This is a genomic window from Ferdinandcohnia jepli (genome assembly GCF_047246645.1).
Classification (GTDB): Bacteria; Bacillota; Bacilli; order Bacillales; family Bacillaceae_L; genus Ferdinandcohnia.
In genome coordinates this window covers 228059-245049 of record NZ_JBFOKR010000001.1, presented here as the reverse complement: position 1 = coordinate 245049, position 16991 = coordinate 228059, and the positions used below count along the sequence as shown (strand labels likewise).

Here is a 16991-nt window from a genome sequence, read left to right as displayed (position 1 = left end):
CCTATCCGACTTGAGACTGAAGAACAACCTTTTGGTCTTTATATTGAATATCATAAATTCGTTGATATGGTCCACCGTTACTCAATAATTCAGCATGTGTTCCACGTTCAACAATTACCCCATTATCTAATACTAGAATTTCATCAGCATGCTTTAAAGAAGATATTCGGTGGGCAATGATAAAAGTAGTTCTTCCCTTCATAACTTCCTTTAAGGCCTTTTGAATTTCAAACTCTGTTTCCATGTCTACTGCACTGGTAGCATCATCTAAAATTAAAATGCTTGGGTCAATACAAATAGATCGTGCTATTGCTATACGTTGCTTCTGACCACCCGAAAGTCCCATGCCTCGTTCCCCAAGCATTGTGTCATAACCATTAGGAAGTTCCATAATAAACTCATGAGCCTGAGCCCGTTTCGCTGCTTCAATGATTTCTTCCATGGAAGCATTAGGCTTGCCATATGCTATATTTGCCCTAATTGTAGAAGAGAATAAAAATGATTCTTGCATAACAAAGCCAATATTACTGCGTAGTGTAGAAATCGAATAGTCAGTTACATCTCTACCATCCAATAACACATTCCCTTTAACCGGCTCATAAAAACGAGTCATTAATTGCGTAATACTTGTTTTTCCTGAACCAGTTGAGCCAATTAAACCAATAACTTTGCCTGGCTCTGCATGAAAAGATATGCCCTCTAATGCTGCTTCGTCATCTTCGGTATATTTTAATGTGACATCTTTAAACTCAACCTTACCTAATAATCTCTCTTTTTCAACCGCATTTGCACGGTCAATAATTTTCTCATCAGCCTCAAGTATTTCTAATAAACGTTCTCCAGAAGCCTTTGCCTGTGAAAACATATTTATAATGAAACCAAGGTTCATAATTGGATTAAGTAGATACCAGACTAAACTAAAAAACGCTACTAATTCCCCACTAGACACCGAACCATTAATAACTAAAAAGCCACCGTAAGATAATAGTGCCACTACACAAACATTTCCAATAAACTCCATTAACGGGAAGAACTTAGCCCAAATTGTCGAAGTAGCTAAGGAAACATCACGATAACTTTGGTTTGAATTGTTAAACTTATTTATCTGGAACTCTTCTCTAGATAATGATTTTACCGTGTTGATCCCACTAATATTTTCTTGAACATTCGTGTTTAATCTGCCGAATGTTTTACGAACATTACGAAAAGCAGGATGTACTCGTTTATCAAATCGGTATACTACCACTGCCAAAAATGGCAAAGCTAATATCGTAACAAAAGTTAACGAGATAGAATAAGAGAACATAACTACTAAACTAAAAATAATTAATAGCGAGAATCGTAAAAGTTCAGCAAAACCGAAGGAAAGAAAGAATCTGAATCCTTCGACATCAGCTGTCAAACGGGACATTAAGTCCCCTGTTTTCGCATTATCGTAATAGCCAAAGGGTAAGCGTTGTAATTTTTCATATAAAGCATTTCTTAGCTTATAAACAGCTGTAATACCAAATAAGTCCCCTAAATACTGATTAAAATATGTAGCTACCCCTTTTATAACCATTATTGCAACAAACCCTAATGCAAGATAAGGTACTAGGTTATATTGTGCTTCTTTTATAACGTCATCAATTGTTATTTGAAGTACAATTGGATATACGACCGTTATCCCTGTTACAAATAACATAGAAAATAATGACCAATAAAAATACTTTCGATATGGCCAATAAAAACCTTGTAATTTCTTAAAGGTTTCCAAATATCCCAACTCCCCTCCATGATGTTAATGTTCAAGAAAAACTAACACGTAACATATAATATATCGGTTTTCGAAATAAATTTCTAGTCTAATTGTTTGAAAAAGTTGATTTTTTCAATATATTTTTCCTAGATTAGCATTTTATAATGTCTTATTCTAATTGTCTTTCTACGCAAAAAAAAAGACCGAGTGCTATACTCGATCTTTACTAATTACGATTCTGCTTTTTCAGTTTCATCCAGAACGCGGTTTACACGCTTGGTTAACATCTTCATGCCACTGCCACCTGCTTGAAAGTGACGTAGCTTTCCTTCTTTATCAAAAACATAATATGCAGGTACATATTGATTCTCGAATTTGTCATTTAGCTTCAGGTCACTATCAACAAATATTGGTTGTTTGATATCGTGTTGTTCAGCAACTTGCTTAATTTCCTCTAAGTCCAGGTCATTTTCTGATCTAGGCATATGCACAGCAATGACATTTAATTTATCTTTATACTGATCTCGGAATTCATTTACTTGTGGCATTGCTTCCTTACAAAGCCCACAGCTGATTGACCAAAAGTGAATTAATGTTGGTTTATCACCAATTAAGTCTGTTTTACTTACTTCACCATTTAGCCAAGCCTTTGCACCTTCAAGCTCAGGCATTTGTTCACGTAATTTCATGTTAGTTCCTCCTGATATCTACGTTCCTTATTGAATAATAGGGTCTAACGATTTGTTAGACCCTATTAGGTAATATGGTAATACTGTTTACACATTACAGGGTTGCTTGTCCCGGCCGCCAGTTTGCTGGGCAAAGTCCGCCAGTTTGTAATGCCTGTAGTACTCGTAATGTTTCATCAACGTCACGACCAATATTATTATGGTTAACAACAGAATACATTAACTCACCTTCTGGGCTAATAATGAATAGTCCACGGAGTGCAACACCCTCTTCTTCAATTAAAACACCATATTCACGAGAAATCACATGGTTTGTATCAGCAGCTAAAGGATAGTTAAGATCTCCTAATCCGTTTTCCTTCCGATCAGTATGTATCCACGCTAAGTGTGTGTGAATAGTATCAGTTGAAGCACCAATTACAACAGCATCAAGGTCATCAAACTCATCAAAACGGTCAGACATTGCTGTGATTTCTGTTGGACATACAAATGTGAAGTCCATTGGGTAGAAGAACAATACTGTCCATTTATCATTTTTCATATTTTCTTCAAGGCTAACTTTTCCAAATTCCTTATTTGGTAATACTGCATCCATCTCAAACCGTGGTGCTTGCTTACCTACCATACGTTCTGCCATATGTAAGACCTCCAAATCAATATTCTTTGATAGAATTATATTTGTGTATGCTATTATCCTTTATAACCATTCTTTTTAGAAAATAAACCTTGAAGAAGGTTTTGTTAGGTTATGCAAATACCTTTCTGCTGACCTAAGGTTTCCATATCAAAAAATGAAAGTATTGAAGAAGAAAGGTAAAAATCATACCGTTTTCTAAATACAATACAAAAGACTAGGCATACGAAAAAACCTAGTCTTAAAAAACTATATAATTTTTATGCACGCCCTAATCGGCTTTCAACTTGTTGACATACTTCATCTGCAGATAATCCATTTGCTTCAATTACAGCACCTTGTGTTACAGTATCAGCCATACCCATTACGTTAGAATCTAAACCTGTAACTACACAGCAGTCACAGCCCTGTGCATCACTCTCTTGTTTAAGTTGAACAACTTCATAACCTTTTTCTTGAAGCGCTTGTTGAACATTCGTTAATGAACCTTCTACTCCTACTTTTGCCATTTTACTTCCACCTCCTCTATATGTAATTTGTCACATTAAAGCTGTGATTATTCTTTACATAAGATAAGATGGCATCGACATAATCAATAAAAGTATATGAAGTAACTTAATTTTCCGTAGTATATACTATATATTTTGTTAGCAGATTAATCGCAATCTCAATAGCATCTTCCTTAGGTGCAAGTTTAGAATGATGTAGTCCATATTCTGAATCAACGCCTAGCCAAAACATAAAACCAGGGATGTCACGAAGCATATATCCGAAATCCTCACCGGTCATGGCTTCTCTGCACTCAATCACTTTTACATCAGTAGCATTTTTGGTAAAGTCAATGAATTCTCTAGTTAACTCATGGTGGTTATAAACTTGATGATACATTGCACCATAATCGATGTTTACTTCACACTGAAAACCCACCTCAATCCCATGAACCAAAGCCTCAATTCTTTGTTTAACCTTCTGCATTGATTCAACAGACAAAGTCCTGATTGTCCCTTCCAGCCTTGCCTTTTCAGCTATGATATTTTGGACAGTCCCACCAGTCATTTTACCAATTGTTACCACCGCACTATCCAATGGGTCAACATTTCTTGCAATAATTGTCTGGAGTTGACTAACTAAGGTACAAGCCGCAATAATCATATCATTTGTTTGATGAGGATATGCCGCGTGTCCTCCTCTACCTTTTAAATCAATAAATAATTCCGAGGTATTTGCAAACAATAGACCTTCTCTAGTAGCGATAGTCCCAATTGGATATTCAGGTGCAATATGTAAAGCCAAGATAGTGTCAGGCTTCCACTCTTTCATAATTTCACTCTCAAGCATTGGCAAGGCACCACCTGGTCCCTCTTCAGCTGGCTGGAAGATGAATAACAGATTATCATTAATTGGATTTTGAACAAAGTAAGTTAGGACACCAAGAGCAATACTCATATGAAAGTCATGCCCACATGCATGCATGTTACCTTTATGCTCAGAGCTAAAACCATAATCCGTTTCTTCTTCAATTGGTAAACCATCAATGTCAGCACGGTAGCCGATTGTCTTTGTAGGAGCTGTTCCATTTACTTTTACAAAGATGCCTGTTTTCCAGGGTTTTATTTCAATACGCTCATTCGGCAACGTTTCTATATAATCAAGCAAATATCGTTGGGTTTTCCATTCTTGGTACCCAAGTTCCGGAATTTTATGTAAATCTCTTCTTATTTTTACAAAAGGATATAGGTTACTCATAACAGTCTCTCCCTAATAGAAATAGCTCGTTTCCCCGTATAAGGTAGCGGTAATAAATTTTCCATACTAAAAAAAGTATAAAGTATATAATTTAGGCGTGGATATAAATCCACGCCGTTTTTTCAAGTATTAGCTTAACCAATAGATCTTTTTTATAGTTGACGAAGTTCTTGTTTAATTTCTGTTTTTGCTTTTGTTTTCTCGTCGATTTGTTTAATAACACGAGCTGGAGTTCCAGCAACAACTGTATATGGAGGAACATCCTCAATAACAATGGCACCAGCTGCAACTACAGCGCCCTTACCTACAGTTACACCTTCAAGAACAACCGCATTTGCTCCGATGAGTACATCATCTTCTAAAACGACTGGTTTAGCAGAAGGCGGCTCAATAACTCCGGCTAACACAGCGCCTGCTCCTACGTGACAGTTTTTGCCTACAGTAGCTCTTCCACCAAGAACTGCGTTCATATCAATCATTGTACCTTCACCAATAACTGAACCGATATTGATAGATGCACCCATCATAATTACAGCATTGTCGCCAATTTCTACTTGATCACGAATTATCGCACCTGGTTCGATACGTGCTTTGATTCCTTTTAGGTCTAATAAAGGAATTGCTGAATTACGACGGTCATTTTCCACTACGTAATCTTCTACTTTACTGGCATTTTCTTCAAGAGTCGCCTTAATTTCAGCCCACTCTCCAAAAACAACTCCTGTATTACCAGTAATAAAAACTTTAGAGTTTTCACCAAAGTTCAAACCGTCTAATTCACCTTTTACATAAACCTTTACAGGTGTTGATTTAACACTATTCTGAATAAAAGAGATAATTTCATTCGCATCCATCATTTTCATATGTATATCCTCCATAATCTTTTACTTTATTATATTAATGTAGCAAACTATCTTATATGTGACAAGAGAAAATGCTACATTCAATATGGTGGTTTTTTCTTTCTGACCTGCCTAACTATCGATGAGTATTCCACTCATATGTAATTTGACTCACACTATAAAGAATCAATATTGTCTTTTATTAAAGATACAAATGCTTGCACCTGCTTTAGTTCAAAAGCTGATTCATAGCCAACCAACCATGTGTCTCTTTTCATTGGTTCATTATTTTCATTCAATAACGGTATTTTATAAATATTTGTTTCATCCTCAGTAAGTGTAACAGAAGGCAGAATTGCATAGCCTATGCCATTTAAGGTCATTTGCTTACATGTTTCAATTTGGTCAACCACAATTGTACGCTTTGGTGAAGACTGAAAAGTTCGATGCCACCATTCTTGTATTTCTTGATAATAGGTTGAATCACTTTTAAATTGAATAAACGGCCTTTCGGTCTCCCAGACTTGTTCAATCCTTTGAATTTCCGTGTCTACCAAATACATTGTATCAGTAAGAAGATGCTGTTTGACCCCTTTCCAGTCAGGCTTACCTCTAATAATACCTATATGGACCGTATCATCATATAAATTTTTTAATATTTCACTGCTCCACCCCGTAATTAACGAAATTTTTGCGTGCGGGTATGTAGTTACATATTTCTTTAATATTTTTGGAAGCCAATTCTGGCCGATAATTGATGCACATGCAATTTTTAAGGTACCATGTACTTCTTGGTTTAACCCTTGGACCTGCTCTCGTATCTTTTCTTCCTTTTCAACAACCTCACTAGCAAACTCAATAATTTTTTCACCCGCCGGAGTTGGTGTCAACCCCTTTTGTGATCGTATAAATATTTTGGTATTCCAAGACTTTTCAATTGATTGCAAACGTTGAGAAAGTGCAGGCTGAGAAACAAAAAGTCGTTCTGAAGCTTTCCTCATATTTAGTTCAGATGCTAGTACAACCAATAGTTGAAATTCAGAGATCTGCATATACTTTCTCTCCTTCTTGAATGCCAAGCATAAGTTTTACTTATATTATATGTTAATTTTTATGTAATTTCATTATTAATGATTTCCTTTAAGATAAAAGTATAGAAAGAAGGTGAACAAAATGAATGAAATCATTTACTTTATTATTGGCTTCATAGGAACATTCATAGGTACGTTAGCAGGTGGCGGTGGCCTAATTACTCTTCCTGCGATGCTTGTAACTGGAGTTCCAATTCATTCAGCCATAGCAGCAAATAAATTTTCTAATATCTTCAGTTCCTTCTCTAGCTTTTTTGTTCTTTTAAGAGATAAGAAAATCAAATTAAAACAGGCACTTATCGTTGCCCCTTTCAGCTTACTTGGTGGGATATCAGGTGGTTTATTCGCAACCTCATTATCTGAAAACAGCATGACAATAATAGCAATATGCTTACTAAGTGTAGCCCTCATACTAAATTTTATTAAAAAAAATCCAAAAGAGCGAAACGAGAATGTTGATAAAGTTCCTAAAAAGGTAGTTCCTTACTTATATGGAATTGGAGTTTATGACGGTATGTTTGGACCGGGTCAAGGAACTTTATTAATGTACAGTTTTCTTCACCATGGCTTTTCATATATTTCAGCTATTGCTTTTACACGTTTTCAAACTTTTCTAAGCTGCCTAGGAGCATTTTTAATTTTTTTTACATCAGGACATTTAAACTGGAATGTCACGGTATATCTAGCAATTGGTTCAATTCTCGGTGCGCAGCTGTCAGTCAGATTTGCACAGAAAATCTCGGCTAAACATCTCCAATTTATTTTGAGAATTGTAACGGTTATGCTGATCTTACAACTCTCCTATCGGATAATATGGTAAGAAAACGCAAGCACCTTGAAATAGGAGTATCGATTTAAAACCGGCACTTCATGTGGCGAACTCCTAAGCTAACACATCCTCGAAAATGCTACGCATTATATTCGTGCGAAGTCATAGCTGACCGTAGAATACCTTGTCCTGTACAGGTCCTTGCCTGATAGTCCGCAACACAAGTTGCACTTATACCAAGCAAGGTAACCTTTAATTAAAATAGCCCTTCAATAAAATGAAGGGCTATTGAAGGTTATTTATTTGATTTTTTTAATTGCTTATCGAGTTGCTTTAATATTGCACGTCTTGTAAAGATTCCTTCGAATACAAATTCATCATTTTCAACACATACAAAAGGATTATTTATAACTAATGAAAGTCCTTTAATGACTTGATCATTATAATTAAGGCGAGGTATATCCTTATTCATTACTTCCTCAACTTTCATTTTTTCTAAGCGTTCAAATTCTATTCTCTCTAAGCCTAAAATGGAATCCATGATATGTGTAGTGCTAATTAAACCATGTAATTTGTAATGTGGATCCAAAACGGGAACCGCTGTATAACCAGTCTTTGTTAGAACCAGTAGTGCATGCTCTAAGTTATTCCCTATTTGAACATGGGCAACCTTATCTGCTGGAATAAGTAGGTTTTTAATTGTTGTATCAAATATATTTTCACTTTGAAGACTAAACATAATAAGCCTCACAACCTCACATCATATATAGTTTCCTATTCTAATAGATTCGTTCCAATTACATTTTACCATATTTCATAAATGATAACGTGTACTAATTATGATATGAGAATTATGGCAATTAGTTTATTTAAAGCGATATTTGTTCAGTCATGCACTTGTTTGGCGGAATAAGGCTTGTTATTTCCAACACAAAATAATCCTTTTTAACTATAAACAGTTGTTGCCGAGCCTATAGGCGACAATAGAGACGTAAATTGCGTATACGCCTTTCGGATAGTATTTACTTCCCAAAGAAAAAACCCGCCTTTTGGCGAGTCAGTTGATTAGCTTATTAAATCAAAGATTTCGATAGCAATCATGTCGATGTTATCAAATTGATACGTTTTTGGTTTTTCCCCTTGCTGATACACTTCAAGCTCATAAGTAGATGTTTTATTAAAATATTTCACACTACATCTTCTTTCACCATTTACCTCAAAAAAACGTTGAGGGGGTTCTCCGCCATTTGCATTTTCTTGAAGACTTAAAAGACGAGTAATAATTCCTTGTAACTGTGACATTTATAACCTCTCCTTTCATATGTATGGAGCTTGTTTTATAGAGGATGTATTATTAGGATTAGGAAATAATCTCTGTTCTATCCACGATATTACCTACTTTTCTCACGCGGTTGTATTTTCAGAATATTTTAACCAAATCTTTACACAAGCTCTTAGTAACAATACAATAAAAATAACAACTATGTAAATAAAAAAGTAGAGGAGGAGTTAAATGAATACACTCACTCAGCTAAATGAGCGTATTTTTTTAATTGACGCCCATGACTTAGGCAGACAGGCTAGGACAGGGTCTTACATAATTAAAGAGGACAAAATAACGATCATTGAAACAAGTGCAAGTCCTTCAATACCATATATTTTAGAGGGATTAAAGCAACTTGAAATTGACCCACTCGATGTTGAATACGTTATCGTTACTCATATTCATTTAGATCATGCAGGTGGTGCCGGCTTACTATTAGATCACTGCATAAACGCCAAACTTGTTGTTCATCCAAAAGGTGCCCGACATTTAGCTGATCCTTCACGATTAATTGCAGGTGCAAGAGCCGTATATGGAGAAGCCTTTGATGATCTATTTAACCCTATTATCCCTATCGCAGAACAAAAAATACTAGTGAAGGATGACTCCGAACGATTAGAAATTGGGGTAAATTGTACACTTGTTTTTTATGATACTCCAGGTCATGCTAATCATCATTTCAGCATATATGATCCTGTAAGTAATGGCATTTTTACAGGAGATACAGTGGGTATCTACTACCACGAACTTACCAATGAGAACATAGATTTCTTTTTACCAAGTACATCACCAAACCAATTTAATCCTGAAGCGATGCAAGATTCTATAGAAAAAATAAAAAATCTACAAATATCTGCAATCTATTTTGGTCATTATGGGATGTCAACGAATGTAGATGAGGTTTTTAAACAGCTTCAATATTGGTTACCCATCTTCGTCAATGTAGGTAAAAACATTTATGAAGGGTATCCTGCGGCAACAGTAGTTGAAAAGAAGGATAAAATCAAAGAGGAATTAATGACAGCCATTAGTAATCACCTTGATCAATTTCATATCCCTAGGGACCATGATGTGTATGAAATATTACATCTGGACCTCGATGTTTGCTCAATGGGTATCGTAGATTATCTATCCAAACAATATTAATTTGTTTATGCTAAAAAAAGAAAAACTCGGCATCTGCCGAGTTTTTTATAGTTAATACAGCTATCCTTCTATATGTAGAGGAAAAATTTGTTAAAAAATCCACTTGAAACGATCTGCAGTTATAGGTGTCCTAGTTTCCATTTCAATGAGAGAATATAGAGTGGTTTTGAACGGGTTCCATATAAGTAGTTTTTTCCATGGCGAAACTGTTTTACTTTTTGAATTAGTAGCATCTTCTTCACTTTCATCAATACCCTTAATTTCTATTGGTAATTCATTAGTAGATTTTAAATCAGATACTTTTAATGTTGTACCAGATTCTTTAAGCGTAATGATTTCATAATGATCGTTATACGAAACAGGACCTGAAGTCGGACTCTCAAATAATTCATAAACGTATATATTATTATTCAATTCATCCTTTACAACTCTGGTTTTTTCCGAATAAGAAAAGAATGGAATAAAATATAGTGCAAAATCAGAACCATAAATAATATATTTGTTATTTTCTTTAATTAAATTTTCTTTTAAAAATACATCAATATACTGTTTTTCAAAGTACGGGGATAATATTTTTTCAACTTCTTCATACGATCTAAACTCAAATGTAAGAGAAGATTGTGCTTGAAAAGCTTCTTCCAGGAATTCAAACACTTTGTCATTAGAAAGAGGTTCGTTACTTGAAGCAGTTGCAGGTTGGGTAATGAATAGTCCCATTACAAATAGCAATGCAAATAGTAGAGTAAATTGCTTCTTCAAAAATATCATCCTTTCCTCTGGTTATGCTTGGACAAGTAGTACCATCATTTTAACAAGATATTCTACATACATGGGTACTTATCGTTCGTTAAATAACTGCAGTTTCTGACAGATATATTCTTTTATAAACAATATTCCCGCATAAAAAGAGGAAAAAACATATAAAATATCATAAAAAAACCACCACAAGATTTATGGTAGTCTTTCGTTTATTATTAGAACGGAAATTGGTTAAGCCATTGTCCTCCGTCCATCGTGATACATTCTCCATTAATATACCCCGCTTCATCTGAGAACAGGTAAAAAGCTAATCCTGCTATTTCTTCAGGTGTTCCTAATCGTCCTAGCGGCACACTACGAAGCGTTCTTTTGGCAGCCTCTTCAGATTCCCAAAGCTTATCAGCTCCACCTGTCCTTTCAATTGGTCCCGGTGCAATCGCATTAACGCGTATACCATATTTTCTTCCCCACTCAACAGCCAGTGTACGTGTCATTGCTAATACACCTGCTTTTGCAGACGCTGAATGAATAACACCAGCTCCAGCATTCCATGCATATGTAGCAACCATATTAATAATACTTCCCTTAATGCCTTTTTCAATCCAATATTTCCCTACTGTTGAACTACAATAAAATGTTCCATTTAATACAATATTTATAACTGAATTCCATCCATTTGCGGAAAGATTTTCAGCTGGACAGATAAAATTACCTGCAGCATTATTCACTAAGTAATCAATACGACCAAATGCATTGTCAGCTTCTTTTACCATATGCTCTACATGGCTTGGTTCACGAACGTCCATTTGGACTGTTAAAATTTGTCCATCAAAGGTCTCGATTTCCTTCTTTGCCTCTTCTAATTTTTCCAATGTTCTACCTGTAATAACAACGTAAGCTCCCTCTGAGGCAAATCGTTTTGCCATATATTTGCCCATTCCGTTAGAGCCACCAGTAACAATTACAACTCTTCCCTTCATTTTCTTACCCCCTTAAAAATGAATGACTATTCATTATATTATATCACTACTTTTCGAAGTTTTCTAACAATAATTTCAATAGATATCTTTAATCTAACTGTAATACATATTTAAAATTAGGCAGCATACTAATGTGCTATAATAGGCACTATGCTTTACTAGATTTAATGATAGGTTGGCGTTCATAATGTCAAAAAAATATTCAAGACGACAATTTTTAAAACGCATGTTTGCTACCACATCTGCTACTGTGATAGCAACCTCTTTTGGCTATATATACGCAAGGTACATAGAACCCAAACAAATTCAAATTACAAACCATACTATTATGCACCCATTAATTCCTGCTGATTTTCACAATAAAAAAATTGTACAGTTCAGTGACACTCATATAGGCCACTATTTCGATTTAGACCAATTGACTCGTGTAGTAAATATTATTAATGGGTTAAAGCCAGATATTTTATTTTTCACTGGGGACTTAATGGACGAACCTAATAAATACGCTGCAGTAAACCACCTTGTTCCGATTCTCTCCGAATTACAAGCTAAGCATGGTAAATTTGCTATTTACGGTAACCACGATCATGGGGGATATGGTTCTGAAATATATAAAAACCTTATGAAACAAACAGATTTTTCACTATTAATGAATAGTTCTACTTCTATCACAATTAACAATTCAAAAATTACAGTAGCAGGCTTGGATGATGTAATGCTTGGGAGACCTGACTTTTTGACGACATTTAAGGGCATTGAGCCTTCTTCATACACTATCTTACTTTCACATGAACCTGATATCGCCGAAAGAGCTTCTGACACTGGGGCACATCTACAGCTATCAGGACATAGTCATGGTGGCCAAATTCAGTTACCCATAATCGGCCCTCTTATAACCCCACCACTAGGTAGTAAATATTACGAGGGAAAGCATACTGTGGGAGAAAATAAAATGCAGTTATTTGTTAATAGAGGATTAGGAACAACAAGGCTTCCGTTACGTTTTTTATCTAAGCCTGAAATCTCTGTTTATACTTTACAGTCAAGTAATTAAGAAAAGCGCAAGCGCCTTGGAAAAAGGAACATCGACTAAAACCCGACACGTCCTGTGGCGAACGCCGATGTCAGCACATCCTCGAAAATGCTACGCATTTTCTTCGTGCGATGTCTATGCTGTCGTAGTCTTCCTTGTCCTGTGCAAGTCCGACAAGCGCTGGAACCCTGACGAGGAGGCTCTAAAAATTGCTAAAGCAATTTTTCTGCGATGCTTATGCTCACGAAGCCATTCCTTAGTGTTGCCGCCGCAGGAGGGGTGAAGCGACCTCGAGCTGCTTAAAAGAAAAGCTTTTGCGCAAGTTACTCTAAGAAGCTTATTCAGGTAGGAAAACTGGCTAAGCGCTGGAGCTAGACACTGAAAATTCGCTTGAAATCTTTTTACTTTCTTATCATTTAAAAAATCCGTATAATCATCTATACGGATTTTTTGAATTACTTATTTTATAAAATAATGCTCTATCATTTCATTTTCTGGAAGAGGTTTGCTAAAGTAATACCCTTGCGCTTTGTGACATCCCATTATTTTAAAGAATTCTACCTGTTTTTCATCCTCGACTCCTTCAGCAATTACTGAAAGTCCTAAACTTTGTGCCAAGTGGATAATTGTAGTTGTAATAGCTGCATCCTTTTCGTCTGTTAGTACTTCCCTTACAAACGACTGATCTATTTTGAGAGTATCAATTGGGAAACGTTTAATATAACTAAGCGATGAATAGCCTGTACCAAAATCATCTACTGATATACGGACACCTACATCCTTCAACTTATTCAGAGTAAGCAGGGTTTTCTTAGCATCCTGCAAAGCCCCTTCAGTAAGTTCAAATTCTAAAAATCTTGGATCAATTTGGTTTGATTTGATGTTGGATTCTATCATTTCAACGAGGCCCTCTTGTTGAAATTGCTTTGCAGATAGATTTACTCCTATTGAAAATGAATCAAATCCCCTTGTTTTCCAGCTTTTAATTTTTTGGCAAACTGTCTGAATGACCCATTCACCAATTGATAGAATAAGACCAGTTTCTTCAGCAATCGGGATAAATTCAGCAGGAGACACAAAACCCAGAGTTGGATGTTTCCACCTAAGAAGAGCCTCAAAGCTTGTAACTTCGTTTGATACAAGATCAAATTGAGGTTGGTAATAAAGTTCGAGTTCGTCCTTCTCAATTGCCTTTCTTAATCCAGTCTCTAATACCATTAGATGCGAAGTTTGTTTTTGCATTTCAGAACTATAAAATTGAAATAATGAACGTCCAAGATCCTTAGCCCGATATAGTGCTGTATCTGCATTCTTAATTAACGTATCACCGTCTTGGCCATCAGATGGATATAAGCTAATTCCCACACTTGCTGTAATGTAATACTCGTTTTTGCCATCCATAAGAAAAGGTTTTTCTATTGTTTTAATTATGTTTTCTGCACATTTTACAGTCGCTTCTCTTGATGTATTTGTAAGGAGAACAATAAACTCATCTCCTCCCTGGCGAAATACTTTATATCCATTTTTTCTAATACCTTCTAGTCGTTTACCAACTTCTTTTAGTAGCATATCACCAGCAACATGTCCCATTGAATCATTTAGAAATTTAAAACGGTCAAGATCCACATACATTAAAGCAAGTTTTTCTTTATTCTTTTTAGCTTGTTCTACCGAATCTTCTAATTCTTTTTTTAAAGAACTTCGATTAGCTAATCCTGTTAACTGGTCATGGTAAGCCATATAGGTAATCATTTCTTCATAATTGGTTTGCTCAGTAATATCTTTGATTATGACGTAAGCGCCAGAGGAACGGTCACGGTTAATTAAAATTGGGATAGTTTTCACATGGACCTTAAGTATCTTCCCACTTTTATGTCTTATGTGGCATCCAATAAACTCCATTGGCTTTCCACTAAGTGTTTCATTATAGATTTGTTGAAAAGTTTCTTTGTCTTCCTCTATAACAAAAGTAAAGATTGTTTTACCTTGCATTTCAGATTCAGTATAGCCAGTAACTAAAAGGGTAGAGTTATTTGCCCCTAATATATTCCCATTAGAGTCTACAGATATAACTCCATCCATATTATGGTCAATAAGGGATTTATACCGTTGTCTGCTCTCGTATAATAAATTTTTCTCTGCTACACTTTCTGAAATATCTCTAGTGACACTAACAATAAATCTGACTTCCCCATGATCATCAAATATAGGTGTTAAAATTGATTCACCATATACGATTCTATTATCAGCCAAGGTAACAACATCTTGGAAAGAGATTGCTTCCTTTTTCTCTAGAACAGATGCGTATTGCTTGTCCAAGTGATTTGCAGTGTCAATTGGTAGTACTTCATGAAGAGTTTTTCCAATACAATCACTTTGCAACTTGGCATGCCCTTTTGCTTCTTCATTAATAAACACATATGAAAAAGAGCAATTTTCTTCCACCTTCATCACATAAATTAAATCCTTTATATGTTTAAGGATTATCTCAAAGATAATTGCTTCTATTTGTTCATCATTATGACTATATTGTTTATCCTTCAATATTATGTTGTTAAATCTTTTCATGAGATCAATCCCTATTTAAGCTTTATACTATTCTTCTACATATATCGACAAAAACCTTCATTTTTTTAATAAAATTATTTACTACTTATAAGTGTCTGTAAGATGAATTAATAGAATTCACTGTAAATCAATTTGCAAAACATCTTATCAACAGTATAATAAAGTAGAGAAAGGAGAGAAAGTATGAATAAACAGGTAAATCATGTCCAACTTGAGCCAAATGTGGACAACCTTGCACGTGCCATCTACGTCGTAAATAGACATGCCAAGACCGCAACTAACCCTAAGTTTTTATACTTACTTAAGCGTAAAGCTTTAGAAAAACTTCTCGCTGAAGGAAAAGCAAAAAAAGAAGGCCTTCATTTTTCAAGAAACCCTAAGAATAGTCAACAACAATCAGATGTACTAATTTCAGCAGGAGAATATTATTTTCACATGCCACCTTCGAAAGAAGACTTCTCTCGCCTACCACATCTTGGGACGTTGAATCAATCATACCGAAATCCAAAAACCCATCTTTCACTAACAATAGCAAAGAACCTTTTACAAAATTATGTTGGTCTAAAAGAACAAACAACTCAAGATCAAAATCCTAAAAAGAGAACTTATCAAAAACCAGTGTTTAAAAAACTAGGTGAAAGCTACCGCTAATAAGAGGCATTCAAGGGTCGAAATTAACAACAACTAAAAACCATATCTCATCGGCACTAACACGGCCTGTGTGTCAGACCCTGTTCATATTGAGCCTTATAGAAACAATCTCCTATTATTTAGGCATATAAGATAAATAAGAAAAGCGCAAGCGCCTTGGAAAGAGAAACATCGACTAGAAGCCGCCACGCCTTTGGTGAACGCCGATGTCAGCACAAGAAACAGGTAACGCGATTGGTTACCTGTTCTTTGTTTAGTATAAATAATTTAAAGTGCGATGATCTGCAAGATTTGTTGCTATCGGCCATTCCTCAGAATCTCTACCATACTGCCATACCCATGCATTTGCTTTACAATTTGGTGTTACAGGTTTAAAGGTTGGCGCATTTCGCTCTTTTGCAACTCCTAGATTTGGTTCTGCACTCCATAAAATAGTTTGCACAGCAATTTGATTATTTTTACGTACTGCTTCACAATAGGCTGGTGCAAACCCACCCTCTACTGGAATATGGTAAATTCCAGGACGGTAACCAGATTGAATAATTGACTCTACCCAACCGCGTATCCAAGCCTCATCAACCGAGCGTTTCACATTAGCAAATAGTCCTACATTGTTTGGGATTCCAAGTCTTCTAGCATTAAAAACAGCATTTCTAGCTGCGATTTGTCCTCTATCATATCCTGTGGCTTCAATAATAACGTTAAAGATTGGTAATATCTTTATTCCTTTATTCCGTATAAGAGCGATTTCTCCTCTTGATAACCCTGTAGAGACATTTGGAACTTCACTAAGGTATCTTCCCCAAAACTTTGGTTTTCCGAATTTATTTTTTACACTTGAATATAATTCATCATCAACAGCCGATATCGAATCTACCCCCCAGACGTGCCTTGGCATATTTTCAACTCCTCTCTTATATGTACCCTGTTTATATTTATATGCAATGAATGTACGTCTAAGTTTGCACTAATTCATATTAAGTTTCTCTAAAAGAAATAAAGAAGGGACATTTCTGCCCCT

The 16991-nt window shown here is 35.5% G+C and carries 17 protein-coding genes; 4 read left to right on the top strand and 13 right to left on the bottom strand.

Annotated features, from left to right (window positions below; all coding sequences use genetic code 11):
- Position 1 precedes the first annotated feature (1 nt).
- The 7 genes from AB3M96_RS01260 to ccpC all read right to left on the bottom strand — a co-directional run bounded on the left by AB3M96_RS01260 (position 2) and on the right by ccpC (position 6701).
- Positions 2-1756 (bottom strand): ABC transporter ATP-binding protein, encoded by a 1755-nt coding sequence (locus AB3M96_RS01260; protein ID WP_412965739.1) that lies wholly within the window; start codon positions 1754-1756, stop codon positions 2-4.
- A 212-nt stretch (positions 1757-1968) separates the two neighbouring features.
- Positions 1969-2427 (bottom strand): TlpA disulfide reductase family protein, encoded by a 459-nt coding sequence (locus AB3M96_RS01255; protein ID WP_412965738.1) that lies wholly within the window; start codon positions 2425-2427, stop codon positions 1969-1971.
- 94 nt (positions 2428-2521) lie between these two features.
- The gene (locus tag AB3M96_RS01250) at positions 2522-3064 is read right to left on the bottom strand and encodes a peroxiredoxin (protein WP_412965737.1); all 543 of its coding nucleotides are present in this window, start codon (positions 3062-3064) and stop codon (positions 2522-2524) included.
- Between the two features lie 257 nt (positions 3065-3321).
- On the bottom strand, positions 3322-3570 hold the full coding sequence (locus AB3M96_RS01245; RefSeq protein WP_412965736.1) for a YkuS family protein: 249 nt from the start codon (positions 3568-3570) through the stop codon (positions 3322-3324).
- A gap of 106 nt (positions 3571-3676) precedes the next feature.
- Positions 3677-4807 (bottom strand): N-acetyldiaminopimelate deacetylase, encoded by a 1131-nt coding sequence (locus tag AB3M96_RS01240; protein WP_412965735.1) that lies wholly within the window; start codon positions 4805-4807, stop codon positions 3677-3679.
- Between the two features lie 152 nt (positions 4808-4959).
- The gene (gene dapD / locus AB3M96_RS01235) at positions 4960-5670 is read right to left on the bottom strand and encodes a 2,3,4,5-tetrahydropyridine-2,6-dicarboxylate N-acetyltransferase (protein ID WP_412965734.1); all 711 of its coding nucleotides are present in this window, start codon (positions 5668-5670) and stop codon (positions 4960-4962) included.
- Positions 5671-5825: 155 nt separating this feature from the next.
- Positions 5826-6701 (bottom strand): transcriptional regulator CcpC, encoded by an 876-nt coding sequence (gene ccpC / locus AB3M96_RS01230; RefSeq protein WP_412965733.1) that lies wholly within the window; start codon positions 6699-6701, stop codon positions 5826-5828.
- A gap of 121 nt (positions 6702-6822) precedes the next feature.
- Here ccpC and AB3M96_RS01225 point away from each other — a divergent pair, with 121 nt between their 5' ends.
- Complete coding sequence (locus AB3M96_RS01225; protein WP_412965732.1) at positions 6823-7560, top strand: sulfite exporter TauE/SafE family protein; 738 nt, start codon at positions 6823-6825, stop codon at positions 7558-7560.
- A gap of 244 nt (positions 7561-7804) precedes the next feature.
- On the opposite strand, the gene cbpB is transcribed toward AB3M96_RS01225, so the two are convergent.
- Positions 7805-8248 (bottom strand): cyclic-di-AMP-binding protein CbpB, encoded by a 444-nt coding sequence (cbpB, locus tag AB3M96_RS01220; protein ID WP_412965731.1) that lies wholly within the window; start codon positions 8246-8248, stop codon positions 7805-7807.
- Positions 8249-8574: 326 nt separating this feature from the next.
- The gene (locus AB3M96_RS01215; RefSeq protein WP_412965730.1) at positions 8575-8811 is read right to left on the bottom strand and encodes a YkuJ family protein; all 237 of its coding nucleotides are present in this window, start codon (positions 8809-8811) and stop codon (positions 8575-8577) included.
- A 211-nt stretch (positions 8812-9022) separates the two neighbouring features.
- Here AB3M96_RS01215 and AB3M96_RS01210 point away from each other — a divergent pair, with 211 nt between their 5' ends.
- The gene (locus tag AB3M96_RS01210) at positions 9023-9979 is read left to right on the top strand and encodes an MBL fold metallo-hydrolase (RefSeq protein WP_412965729.1); all 957 of its coding nucleotides are present in this window, start codon (positions 9023-9025) and stop codon (positions 9977-9979) included.
- 90 nt (positions 9980-10069) lie between these two features.
- Here the strand turns inward: AB3M96_RS01210 and AB3M96_RS01205 are convergent, their stop codons facing one another.
- Positions 10070-10738, bottom strand: coding sequence for a DUF3993 domain-containing protein (locus AB3M96_RS01205; protein ID WP_412965728.1), 669 nt, complete (start codon positions 10736-10738; stop codon positions 10070-10072).
- A 215-nt stretch (positions 10739-10953) separates the two neighbouring features.
- Positions 10954-11718, bottom strand: a complete 765-nt coding sequence (gene fadH, locus AB3M96_RS01200; RefSeq protein WP_412965727.1) for a 2,4-dienoyl-CoA reductase — start codon at positions 11716-11718, stop codon at positions 10954-10956.
- Positions 11719-11905: 187 nt separating this feature from the next.
- Between fadH and AB3M96_RS01195 the strand changes: the two genes are divergently transcribed.
- A complete protein-coding gene (locus AB3M96_RS01195) occupies positions 11906-12772 on the top strand; it encodes a metallophosphoesterase (protein ID WP_412965726.1) in 867 nt (288 codons plus the stop codon).
- A gap of 438 nt (positions 12773-13210) precedes the next feature.
- Here AB3M96_RS01195 and AB3M96_RS01190 read toward each other — a convergent pair whose 3' ends face one another.
- A complete protein-coding gene (locus tag AB3M96_RS01190) occupies positions 13211-15319 on the bottom strand; it encodes an EAL domain-containing protein (RefSeq protein WP_412965725.1) in 2109 nt (702 codons plus the stop codon).
- A gap of 183 nt (positions 15320-15502) precedes the next feature.
- Between AB3M96_RS01190 and AB3M96_RS01185 the strand changes: the two genes are divergently transcribed.
- Complete coding sequence (locus AB3M96_RS01185; RefSeq protein WP_412965724.1) at positions 15503-15970, top strand: YkyB family protein; 468 nt, start codon at positions 15503-15505, stop codon at positions 15968-15970.
- 253 nt (positions 15971-16223) lie between these two features.
- On the opposite strand, the gene AB3M96_RS01180 is transcribed toward AB3M96_RS01185, so the two are convergent.
- Complete coding sequence (locus AB3M96_RS01180; protein ID WP_412965723.1) at positions 16224-16868, bottom strand: glycoside hydrolase domain-containing protein; 645 nt, start codon at positions 16866-16868, stop codon at positions 16224-16226.
- Positions 16869-16991 lie beyond the last annotated feature (123 nt).

Bases quoted from the DNA above. Each gene is read 5' to 3' on its own strand.
- AB3M96_RS01225 (WP_412965732.1), top strand. From the start codon at position 6,823: ATGAATGAAATCATTTACTTTATTATTGGCTTCATAGGAACATTCATA.
- AB3M96_RS01240 (WP_412965735.1), bottom strand. From the start codon at position 4,807: ATGAGTAACCTATATCCTTTTGTAAAAATAAGAAGAGATTTACATAAA.
- fadH (WP_412965727.1), bottom strand. From the start codon at position 11,718: ATGAAGGGAAGAGTTGTAATTGTTACTGGTGGCTCTAACGGAATGGGC.
- AB3M96_RS01190 (WP_412965725.1), bottom strand. From the start codon at position 15,319: ATGAAAAGATTTAACAACATAATATTGAAGGATAAACAATATAGTCAT.
- AB3M96_RS01245 (WP_412965736.1), bottom strand. From the start codon at position 3,570: ATGGCAAAAGTAGGAGTAGAAGGTTCATTAACGAATGTTCAACAAGCG.
- AB3M96_RS01255 (WP_412965738.1), bottom strand. From the start codon at position 2,427: ATGAAATTACGTGAACAAATGCCTGAGCTTGAAGGTGCAAAGGCTTGG.
- cbpB (WP_412965731.1), bottom strand. From the start codon at position 8,248: ATGTTTAGTCTTCAAAGTGAAAATATATTTGATACAACAATTAAAAAC.
- AB3M96_RS01250 (WP_412965737.1), bottom strand. From the start codon at position 3,064: ATGGCAGAACGTATGGTAGGTAAGCAAGCACCACGGTTTGAGATGGAT.
- ccpC (WP_412965733.1), bottom strand. From the start codon at position 6,701: ATGCAGATCTCTGAATTTCAACTATTGGTTGTACTAGCATCTGAACTA.
- AB3M96_RS01185 (WP_412965724.1), top strand. From the start codon at position 15,503: ATGAATAAACAGGTAAATCATGTCCAACTTGAGCCAAATGTGGACAAC.
- AB3M96_RS01195 (WP_412965726.1), top strand. From the start codon at position 11,906: ATGTCAAAAAAATATTCAAGACGACAATTTTTAAAACGCATGTTTGCT.
- dapD (WP_412965734.1), bottom strand. From the start codon at position 5,670: ATGAAAATGATGGATGCGAATGAAATTATCTCTTTTATTCAGAATAGT.
- AB3M96_RS01180 (WP_412965723.1), bottom strand. From the start codon at position 16,868: ATGCCAAGGCACGTCTGGGGGGTAGATTCGATATCGGCTGTTGATGAT.
- AB3M96_RS01215 (WP_412965730.1), bottom strand. From the start codon at position 8,811: ATGTCACAGTTACAAGGAATTATTACTCGTCTTTTAAGTCTTCAAGAA.
- AB3M96_RS01210 (WP_412965729.1), top strand. From the start codon at position 9,023: ATGAATACACTCACTCAGCTAAATGAGCGTATTTTTTTAATTGACGCC.